General features: G+C 35.2%; 13 protein-coding genes. 2 read left to right on the top strand and 11 right to left on the bottom strand.

What is annotated here, in order from left to right; translation table 11 throughout:
• The first annotated feature begins 281 nt into the window (after nt 1-281).
• Nucleotides 282-803 carry a hypothetical protein gene (locus tag C9J40_RS13735; protein ID WP_146144963.1) on the top strand — a complete coding sequence of 174 codons (522 nt, stop codon included), beginning with the start codon at nt 282-284 and terminating at the stop codon, nt 801-803.
• 295 nt (nt 804-1098) lie between these two features.
• Here the strand turns inward: C9J40_RS13735 and C9J40_RS13730 are convergent, their stop codons facing one another.
• The 3 genes from C9J40_RS13730 to C9J40_RS13720 are packed head-to-tail and all read right to left on the bottom strand — an operon-like array spanning nt 1099 to nt 3252.
• Entirely contained in the window at nt 1099-1758 is a 660-nt protein-coding gene (locus C9J40_RS13730; RefSeq protein ID WP_107247227.1) for a hypothetical protein, read from the bottom strand.
• Nucleotides 1748-1975 carry a hypothetical protein gene (locus tag C9J40_RS13725; RefSeq protein WP_107247226.1) on the bottom strand — a complete coding sequence of 76 codons (228 nt, stop codon included), beginning with the start codon at nt 1973-1975 and terminating at the stop codon, nt 1748-1750. Before C9J40_RS13725 ends, C9J40_RS13730 begins: the two co-directional genes overlap by 11 nt.
• A 14-nt stretch (nt 1976-1989) precedes the next feature.
• The gene (locus C9J40_RS13720; protein WP_107247225.1) at nt 1990-3252 is read right to left on the bottom strand and encodes a hypothetical protein; all 1263 of its coding nucleotides are present in this window, start codon (nt 3250-3252) and stop codon (nt 1990-1992) included.
• A gap of 87 nt (nt 3253-3339) precedes the next feature.
• On the opposite strand from C9J40_RS13720, the gene C9J40_RS22020 reads away from it, so the two are divergent.
• Complete coding sequence (locus C9J40_RS22020) at nt 3340-3477, top strand: hypothetical protein (RefSeq protein WP_158259556.1); 138 nt, start codon at nt 3340-3342, stop codon at nt 3475-3477.
• A 111-nt stretch (nt 3478-3588) separates the two neighbouring features.
• Here C9J40_RS22020 and C9J40_RS13715 read toward each other — a convergent pair whose 3' ends face one another.
• The 8 genes from C9J40_RS13715 to C9J40_RS13680 form a co-directional block, all read right to left on the bottom strand.
• Nucleotides 3589-3816 carry a hypothetical protein gene (locus C9J40_RS13715; protein WP_107247224.1) on the bottom strand — a complete coding sequence of 76 codons (228 nt, stop codon included), beginning with the start codon at nt 3814-3816 and terminating at the stop codon, nt 3589-3591.
• A gap of 39 nt (nt 3817-3855) precedes the next feature.
• Nucleotides 3856-5856, bottom strand: coding sequence for a terminase large subunit domain-containing protein (locus C9J40_RS13710; RefSeq protein ID WP_107247223.1), 2001 nt, complete (start codon nt 5854-5856; stop codon nt 3856-3858).
• A 1-nt stretch (nt 5857) separates the two neighbouring features.
• A complete protein-coding gene (locus C9J40_RS13705) occupies nt 5858-6034 on the bottom strand; it encodes a MarR family transcriptional regulator (RefSeq protein ID WP_107247222.1) in 177 nt (58 codons plus the stop codon).
• A gap of 304 nt (nt 6035-6338) precedes the next feature.
• Nucleotides 6339-6905 (bottom strand): recombinase family protein, encoded by a 567-nt coding sequence (locus C9J40_RS13700; RefSeq protein WP_107247231.1) that lies wholly within the window; start codon nt 6903-6905, stop codon nt 6339-6341.
• Nucleotides 6906-7226: 321 nt separating this feature from the next.
• On the bottom strand, nt 7227-7775 hold the full coding sequence (locus tag C9J40_RS13695) for a hypothetical protein (protein ID WP_107247221.1): 549 nt from the start codon (nt 7773-7775) through the stop codon (nt 7227-7229).
• Between the two features lie 47 nt (nt 7776-7822).
• Nucleotides 7823-8350, bottom strand: coding sequence for a hypothetical protein (locus C9J40_RS13690; RefSeq protein WP_107247220.1), 528 nt, complete (start codon nt 8348-8350; stop codon nt 7823-7825).
• 5 nt (nt 8351-8355) lie between these two features.
• The gene (locus tag C9J40_RS13685) at nt 8356-9372 is read right to left on the bottom strand and encodes a hypothetical protein (protein ID WP_233220323.1); all 1017 of its coding nucleotides are present in this window, start codon (nt 9370-9372) and stop codon (nt 8356-8358) included.
• A gap of 220 nt (nt 9373-9592) precedes the next feature.
• Nucleotides 9593-10210, bottom strand: a complete 618-nt coding sequence (locus tag C9J40_RS13680; protein ID WP_107247218.1) for a hypothetical protein — start codon at nt 10208-10210, stop codon at nt 9593-9595.
• Nucleotides 10211-10405 lie beyond the last annotated feature (195 nt).

The raw sequence follows: 10405 nt of genomic DNA, 5'->3' as shown, positions 1-10405 counted from the left end.
TGCTGCCTCTAATTTAAATTCAGCACTAAATAATCGTCTTGTTCGTTTTGTCATGATGTCACCTATCCATGTTAAGAGGTGATGATATCACCTCTGAGTAGGTGGCCAAATTTAATGTACCACTACACATTGACCTTTCTCAATACCAGTATGCACTAGATTTATATCACCAGCACATAGAAGGTTTAGAACGTTATATCCAAGGTGATAATGAACTCAAGAGCGAAATACGACACATAATTTCTACTCTAGTGGATCGTATTACCGTAGATTCTAGATACATGATTCGTATCCAGTTTAAAGACGGTTCAACTAGCTATTACATACTACTCCGTAGACGTGATGGAAAGAAATTACACCAGCGTCATTACGCACGTATCCAAATCGTTTCTGAAAGCGATTACAACGGGTTAATATCGGTTTCCCCTGAGCTAGTTAGTGTGATATCAACCGAATCACTCATAGACTCGCACATTGCTTTTCTTGAGGATGTGGTCAACCCGATCCCTCTCGGAAATGTCTACGTTAAACCAGACACAAAAGTTGAAGCGTTTTTTAACTTGCTAGTGGATGATGTCTATGAATGGAAACGTAAAAGCATCATGGCTGCTGGTGCTACTTGTACGCAATGGCAAGACTACAAAGATAGTGACGTTTCAGTATACGGGTGGACTAAAGTTGTAGTGGAACTAACTACTAAGTACTACACCAAACGTACTACAACCTTGATCCACCGTAACAACTTACAACTAGATCAAGTAACAAATAAACTAGGTGTACATAAAGTAAGTATTTGTAGTTAAGATCTATAAGAAATAGACAACTACCAAAATGAAATCAGGGGCTTTGCCCCTGAATCATGCCTATAACCATATAAAATAATATGTCGTTGACCTTGTTTCTCTTGGTATTGACTGTGCAGACTTCCGACATCGTAAAACACGTAATAATAACGTTGCACCACTACGGGCTATTGGTTAATACAAAAAAGGCTGTCATTTAGACAGCCTTTTATTTTTGGTAGTTAAGATCTATATAGTATAAGTAACTACAAATTGTACTCAAAGGGGTTCCCCCTTTGATTTCTGGTATTTCCATTTAATCTACCTTACTTGCTTTTATACAAGCTTTCAAAAATGGTGAAATATCACCATTGCCTTTAGCTGTAATACTTTCCGTTAAGTTATTTTCTCGATAGAGACCATCACCAATTTTGTAGTAATGAAGTCCAGTTTTTGGATGCAACCCAGCATAAGCAATTGGAACACCTATAGCTTTCAATGCCTTGACTCTGGGTAGATCGGTAACCTCTCCAGTTTTTGGATCATATGTCCCAGCGGCTTCCATTGGATCGTGCTGTTTAAACGTCATTGCTTGTAGTTCCATATAGATCATTTCTACCCCATGGGCTTGATCATCGGGAATGCTTTTAGTAATCATTATTTGTTCTTCTGTTAAGTTATCTTCAATTTTATCGTACCAGTTAAGATTTGAGTATTTTCTTTTAAAATCAACTGCTTGATTTGATTGAAAGTTCTTTTTATGTTCGATGTATGGTTTTAACTGAGCCATAAAACTAACAAGATTAGAGAAAGCTTTTTTCTCTTCATCCGATCTGGGACGACGTTTTATCGTCCCATCAGCATCAATTAAGCCAAGTTTATATGCTTTTAAGTCGGTCACTTTGTTATTAAGAACTGCAATCAAAGTCGTTAAAGCTAATTTCTCAGCTGCTGGTGTTATATCTCTATGATCCATTACGCATACCTTCATTAAAGAATCTAACCCATTCACGTGTATAGATATCTATAGAGTTTGAGCCATATTTCTTTTCCCAGTATTCAATTGATTTTGCTGGATCAAACTTGCCATGGTCAGCTTGACGGTCAATATAGTCTGGTGTCGGATATCTATTCATATACTCTTCACGACTATCTTGTATAGTGTCCATGCACCATTCTTTTTTAAAAATCATTACAGCCCCCTTCCTTAAGCTAATTGTCTTAATCGTTGGTGGAACATTGGAGATAAAAGATCATCAACATCACATTCCATAGTTATAACCGTTCCTGATTTCGTGGTAGCTTTGATTAAGAACTCCTTGAAATCAGGATCTGTTTTGCGCGAGTCTTTTGGTTTACGGTGTATAAGATCAAAGTCAGCGAACATACTTGATATTTCGCGGTTTTGGTGAATAGATTCTGCTCTTGGGCTTCGTGATAGCTTTACGTGTCCATCTTGTTCTTCTTGTTCTTTTTTAAACTGCTTAAATCCAGTTAATGGTTTTTTAGAGCCAACTTTGATAACTGGTTCAATACTTGCCTTGCTAACTGGTTCAATAGAACCAACTTTATTAACTGGTGCTATGTGGGTTTTCTCTGTGATTTCTTCAGTGTTATCAACATCAACGCCACCAAGTATTTCCTTCAGATTATCAATTGCAAACTTACGGCTTTTATTATCATTAGAATAAAGCAAATCAATTAACACCATGCTTTGACTTAATGCCTTTAAATCACTACCACCAGTATTATTAGGATCAATAACTGTATTAATAATGGCATCAACTTTTGCTCGTGCATCATCGTCACTTGGTTGTAATTTACTCAGCTTACCTAGTTGTTCATGCTGTAAGTCAGATAGTTCACTATCTGGAGTAATCAAGTCAGGAAAACCAATAACACCATCATTAAAAGGAATGTTATATTGATTGCATAACGCTCGCTTTTGTACTTGGTCAATCCAGCGTTTAAACCGATTGATATGGAAAACTGCTAATTTCTTATCAATCAATACCGTATTTTTTATATTTTTAATAAAGGTGCTGCCAGTCAATAAAATCTCATCTCGCAGTGTTTCATTCACTTCAGTTTTAAACGCATCAAGTAATACCTTTAATTTAATCTCATCGGTTCTGATAAACAGTTGCGTTAATTCCTCGACAAACTCATGCTCTCTTAGATTCAGCTCAACGTTTATTCTTTTCTTTGGTACTAATTTCTTATCTAGATTGCTTAAAATCTCTTGTAGATTGACGATAAGAGTGTGATCAATGCTCTGCTCTAAGGTCATATTAAACTGAGCACCATTCATTTTTATGATGTAACCATACTCAGTTTTTTCTGTAAGAAACTCACCTTTGTTTTCAGGGTGATTGTTCAGTGATTTCAGTAAGTCATTCAGTTGATTTTCTCTTAGTTCTCGGTGAATTTGCTGGTGGTTTTTTTCTTTAAACCCTTTAAAAGTAATCATGTTGTTAATCCTTTGTGTGTTTTATATATATGTATTTATGAAGAAAAATTTCCTCACTAAATACATATATGAAAAGGAGGATTAACGGTGAAACGTTATGAAATCGAACAAATTATAAAAAATGCGGAAAAAGGAATATCAATTTCATTCCAAGCTAGACAACTTGGGTTGAATGCGAAAACTTTGCATAGTCGCATTAACAGGTTTAAAAAACGTGTTGTTTAATAGGCAACATATCTTTGTGTTAAGTCCCTCAGAAATGGGGGCAATTTTAACTTTTCGTAATTTATAATTCTTTTAAAGCAAAACCCCATAAGCATAAGCTTATGGGGTTTTTTATTGCATATATTTGAAGTTGTCTCTATGAATTAAAAGATCTTCTTGTTCTTTACTACTCAATGAATGGAAGTGTTTTGCATATACGTCAAACTCAGCTTCTAAGTAATCAAAATCTTCATCGTCTAAATCATCTAAGTCAATTTGGTTTTGATTAATTGACGTCGGAATAAATGTAACTTTTTCTTGTTGTTTTTTGGAAAATATAGCTTTTATTTTATCGAGCATGATTCTAATCCCATTTTATGTTGATATTTTATATCACTGTTAATATCCACTGTAACCGCTTGCCATTATTCCACTATCGGGATTGTAAGTAGGTAGGTTGAAACTTGAGTATTCATTGATACCATTTGACATTCCAATGAACAGTGGTTCATATGTATCTTCAATTCTGTCATCATGATAAGTCGACATCATTTGATAATAACTACTGTTATCTCTTGCTGTCATCATAGTCACACATGCCATTGTCAGATCGTCATGATGTCCAACAGATTTGAATACATCTGGGGAAACTTCAATGAAAGCTTTTAATTCATTAAGTAATTCAACGTCATAGAATATAAATGCACTGCTTTCGATCTCAGCTTTTAGTGTCTTACAACCACGGTTTTTATTCTGATTGTGCTCAATACCTGTTGTAACTTTATTTTCACTGTCGCCTTTTTTAAAATCAGATTTGAATAAATGCTTGTATTTCAATTCTTTTTCAAGCTTATATGACAGTAAGTGACCATCTTTATTCAGCTCGACAATGATCATTGCTTTATTAAAGAAATTAGCTGTTGTTACAATTAAGTTTGCATAACATGCTATTGAAATATTCTTATCAGCAAAAGTAGCAACAACATCACCATGATCGTGTGAATAGACTATAAAAGCGGAATAGTCATGCCCAACACCTCTTGCAACATCCGCTGATAACACAAGCTTTTCATGATCAAGTACATTCCTAAACATTCGGATTGTATGCTGGAAGTTCATTCCCTCGGTTTTATAGTTCACTGGAACATAAGACGGGTCATGTGTATCAATTGTCATTAAGACATCACCGCTTATCAACGTGTCGTTTGCAACATTAAAGCTTGTTTCATATTCACGTTCAAAGGTTGATAAACTATTACCATTTTTTGCTAATTTGGAAGCTTTGAAGAACTTTCCATTATCAAAAACTTTGTCATTCTTAAATGCTCTGATACCCATATTCCAGCGACTTTTTTTCTTGTCAGAACGGTTGAAAAAGAGATTTTCTGGATTTTCTTGCCAGTTAACACGGTAACGAATAAAGCCATTTTTTGACTCTTGACCATCCTCAAAACAGTCTCCAGCAAGATCGAACATCTCTGCAAAATAATTAATATCTTTATTCCCGTTAGGCGTAGAAAAGATAATACATTTTGTATCATCACCACTGGAAAGCGTTGGTTCAATCGTTAATGAAAATGTCTCTTTGAAACCATCAATAAATGCAGCTTCGTCTATGAATACAACTGAACACTGGAAACCACGCATTGAGTCTTCGCGGCTTGCAAAAGCTTGGATACTACTTCCGTTTGCAAACTCAATCCTTGATTTCGACATCGATACAATTTCAGGTTGAATCCAATCAGGAAGATTGCCGATTGTTAACATGATCATTCGCAACATGTTTTCAGCTTTTGACAAACTATCCGCGACAATACCAACTGATTTAAAAGGATTGAAAGTAACATAATGCGCTGCATACCCTGAAGCTGTTTGAGTCTTACCAACCTGACGAGACATTGCAAAGACTGTATTTCTTTCAAACTGCATCAATCGCAATTGCGTTTCTTGATACTTTCTTGGTATGAACTTCACTAAACCATGGGTAACATGCTTCAAATAACAGTATTCTTTTATGAAATAAAGCGGATCAAGACACCGCATATACTCCATCACATGATCTACTGAATAAGATAATTTGAAGTCCTGTGATTTATAATCAGGTTTCTTGTTAAACCGATATTCGTCGTTTTTATTTTTATAATGCAGATTCCCAATGTCATAACGGTCAACATTGACTTTCGCCATTGGGAAAACTTTGCGTAATTTCTCTGGGCTATTTAAAACACCATGTTCTAATGGTTTAACATGTTCGTATAGTTCAAACTTACTATCACCAAGACTGTCCACGTAATTTTGCATAATTAACATGAAATCATGGTTTGACATATCTTCATTAGAAATGCTTTTTTGAAAATACTTTCTTGCAGTCTTTAATTTGTTATCAATTGATAGAGTCATACTATTCACCAATTGACTTCAAAACTTCTTCTTTTTTCTCTACACGTCTAATTGCATTGGCAACTGTATTACGGTGTACACTCAGTTTTTCCGCAATCTCGGTTTGTGTGAAAGCACCTGACTTCCATAATAGGTAAATCCTACGGTCATAAGACTTCTTAATTATTCCTTTAGCCATTTTTACACCTCATTTTTATTAATTGTATTTATATGATTATTTAGTCTTGTGCAAAATGGTGTGTATCCTGTTCATAACGGTGTGCAATTAAATGTAGTTATTGTGCAAGATGTGCAAGATTTTATGTTGTGGAATGGGTAAACGAGGATAAATGGTCTGAATATACTATATATTTTAAGTCGGTATTAGAACCATACTCGCTATAAAGAAAAAAGGGGAACCATTACGGCTCCCCTATTTACCTTTCATTACTCTGTCAGGTTTGATGATATACTTTCGCTAGCCAACTAGTGATTTGAACAACTTAATTCCAATTACGACGAACCGTCGACAATGATACTTTTAATTCATCTTTAATCTTATTCTGGCTTAAACCTTTTGTTTTAAGTTCTTGAACTTTATCTTTAACTTCAAGCTTTGGACGCCCTAACACATCTCCGTTATGTTTTTTCTTTGCTAGTGCTTCTTTTGTACGCTCACTAATTCGATTTTTCTCAAACTCCGCAAAGGCTCCAAACATTTGTAACATCAATTTACCTTGCGCACTTGATAGATCTTGAACTGGTAAATCTAGAATAACTGTTTTGACTTCCATTTGATCTAACATCGTAACAACCTGTTGTACATCTATGTTGTCACGCCCTAAACGGTCTAATTTAGCAATGACTAGCGTATCGCCTTTTTCTAACTTGTTATCAACTAAGTTTTTAAAGTTTGGACGTTCCATAGCACGTACACCACCTGAAATCTTGTCAGTGATAAAACGGTGAACTTCTACTGGATAGCCTGCATTACACATAACCATTAATTGTTGTTCTGTTGTTTGATCATCTGTTGAAACACGCCCATAGCCATAAACACGATTAGTCATTTTGAACCCTATAATCATTTATATGTTCTTTAACGTGTGTTCATTATGTTTGCTGTGTTCTTTATTGTCAATACGGTTTTTGAGCATAAAATAAAGGGGTTAAATGATTATCTGTTTTTATGCTCAAATACGGTCGTATTTGAACACATTAATTTTTGAATAGTCGATTGACTTTTAGTAGCAAGTTTTAATCATTCTAGATCTTTTAAATCAGGAATCATAAAAGAAAATTATGTATGCTCAGTATCTATTATCTGAATCAGTGAACGTTTAAGGTGCTAGGTATTAATCGTGATCTAAAAAAGCTCTCCTTTTATGTACTTACTCGAATCCATCTCCAATAAATCCAGAAATCAATACCTTACGAACATAACTTGGTAGACTATAAGGTTTAAACTCACCATTGAAATCTAAATTATTATAATCCTGTATTGCATCAAGAATTATATCTTCTGCTGCGGTTCGAAAGCTCTGATACTCTTCTAGGACATTCGTCATATCTAGATCCTCACTTGCTTTTTTCTCGTTAAAGAACCCTGCATGTTTTAGCGAATTGTATACGCTTCTATCAACTAGACGAGTATCTTTTATTATCTGTTTTTTCTCTTCTCTACTTAATGGATTTGCGCCCCACTTTATTTCCAATTTATTGGAGACCATTTCCTTTCCTGCCTCACGTAATTCAATTATTCGTTTAGCACGTTCCATTGTTTGTGTAGTTTTACCCTGTTCTTTTAATAATGGTTCACAAATGTACATTGCAGCTCCAGCAAGTAAAATCGCTTGGATGTAATCAAAGTCATCTTCTGCTTCAATGTATGATTTAGCAGCACGATAAAGCATGTGTGGCGCAATTTCGAGTTTATTCATTTTAGTCCTTAATAAATGAAAAAGGTGACCATATGGTCACCTTTTCCTTATTTTCCGTCTAGCTTTTTAGATAGTGCCTTACTATGTCGTACATTTTTAAGCTTCATCACGAAATTGACACTTGTTGCTATTACCATGTAGATACAAAACAACTGTACGTAGGTTAGTGCAAGTAGGAACCAAAGCCCAATAAAGCTAAACACATTTGGATATGTTGCAAACATACTTGTTTTCACGATGAAAACTTGTAAAGACGTACCCAGTACAAGAAATCCCATTGTCGCAGCGGATAAGACAACAACCCCAACAAGCAACTTAACCGTCAACTCATCTTCATCAGAAAATACCGCTACAACTTTACTAGGTTGGACAATACGTAAAATCACATTAGGGTAAACATACGCAATCCATAAACCCATGATAGTAAAAATCATGGCTGAAGTATTTTGTAGAATAGATACTAAACCCTGTATTTCAGGAAACTTAATATCGCTTCTAAAACAATAACTTACTGACGTAACAAGCAAAACGACTAATATATGCCAAACAATAAAATTCTGACTTGGCGATTTCATTTTTATCACCCATTAACTTCTTCTTTTTGAACATCTTCTTGTTCAAATGCAGCCAATAGGTTATCACGTTTTAGTTCTAAAGCATTGAACAATCGTTTAGTTGTATAGTGACCAGTGTCATCAACACCACCACCAACCATGTCATTCACAACAAGCACGTTTTTGACTACAAACTGGTTAAGCCAGCAGATACCACCGACACCCTCTTTACGGAAACCCAAGTTACGCCAATCATCCAAACCGCCATCGTATTCATCGTTATAGCTATCAAAGATCTTTCTCAGCTCTTCTTCAGTTGGCTTTGCATCGATATTAACTTCAATTTTACGTGTCTGCTTCGTCACTTCACCAGAAACAAAAGGTAACCCTTTGAAAAAGCGTGTCCAATCATTTACTTGTACATCTCGTGCTGCAATAACCTCACGTTTAACAAAGTGTGTAATATCTTTAGCAATCTTTCCTAAATCAGCTTGCGTTGTCAGCTTAGTGTATTGTTTAGTTTCGCAACGGAACCACAATTTTTCGTTGTTATTATCATCATCAGACTTAAAGTAAACAGATGTGTAGTTGCCCTGCTTACCCTCCTTGACCTCACGCACCTTAGTTTTAATGTTGCTGTGCAACCACATAAAATCACGGAAGAAGTTATTCAGCATTGAGGTATCTGCAATTGAATTATGAAAGCGAATGGACGCAAACACATTTTTGCTAGGAACAAACCAATAGTAAGCTGCTTCACCCCAGATAACCTTTGCATCGTCTTCTGCTGCATCATCAGCGTTATACAAACGGTTATCGTCAAGTTTCGAGTCAGCACGAATGCCGTAAACACCATTACCTTGACCAATAGCTCGCCATAGAACCATCATGTAATCCCCTGTCTCTGGATCACATTCTAGTGCTTTGAGATATACTTTCTTTCTATGGGAATAACCAGGAGTTTCATCATCCCACAACAGAGTATCTTCTAATGAGACACGGTCTTGGAACCATTCATGCAGAGATTCAAGCATGTCACTCATACTTAAATCTTCACAATAGTCATCTTCTCTGTAACGATAAAATCCAAGTTTTTTGTATTTAAAAAAGGAAACAACCCCAGTACTCATTTAATAGGCTCCAAATGAAACGTCTTGCGTATTGAAGCATAAAAGTGCATTATTTCAAACAACTTAGCGCACATAATTAATGGTTCAATGGATAGATTTACTTAATAGAGGATCATAAACTGACAGACTAGGTTTATTGATTTGACTCCATAATTATGTTGGAAATTGCTTTGCTATCTTTACGTTCAATGATGTGTTGACGTTCTAGCATTACTTCATTTAATTCTTCTTCAGATATAGTCGCTAAAAATTGCGCCAAACGTACTTTCCAAGAGCCTTCATGCATCTTTTTAGCTTGGTTGAAGTGGTTAAGCTTTCCTTTACCTTCAACTGATTGTTTAGTGAAGTTTTCATAGTTCTTGTTAATAGTCCAACGAACTTTATCGAAAGTTTCACCAAACCCTTCTACATTATTACCTTTGTTTCCACGAGTCATAGTAAACTTACCATCTGTTAAACGGGTCATTAGACCTTCCATTGAATTAACACAAGCAAACGAACCTTTATGAACCCCACTTGTTACAAGAATGAACATGTCATATTCACCTTTGTAATACTTCAATGTATTACGGTGTCTTAACCGACTATAAACACGTTTCATTTCAGGGGTATTAGTGTTTGCCTTTGAGAAAGCAATCAAAGCTTTCTTTGTTGGAAACTGAATATAATCAACTTTCTGACTATTAATAGTAATACGATATTCGTTATTGATGTTAAGTGATACTTCTGTTTTGAACTTGATAGTTTTCATTGTTTATTTTCCTTCGGATATTAGGTTCGTTAGGATTCGAACCATTTTTTAATGTAAATAGTCTTTTAAGCTATCTAGCTAATATTTATGTTTTTATTTTTTCAGCGATCATTAACTTAACTAGAGTCTCGTTAATTTTATATTTGGTTGGATTATCTAGTTAACGACAACGGCTAATAACAGTATGTTTACCTT

This window comes from Photobacterium sp. GB-72 (assembly GCF_003026095.1).
In the GTDB taxonomy this organism is placed as follows: Bacteria; Pseudomonadota; Gammaproteobacteria; order Enterobacterales; family Vibrionaceae; genus Photobacterium.
This window is presented reverse-complemented; position numbering and strand designations above follow the sequence as displayed.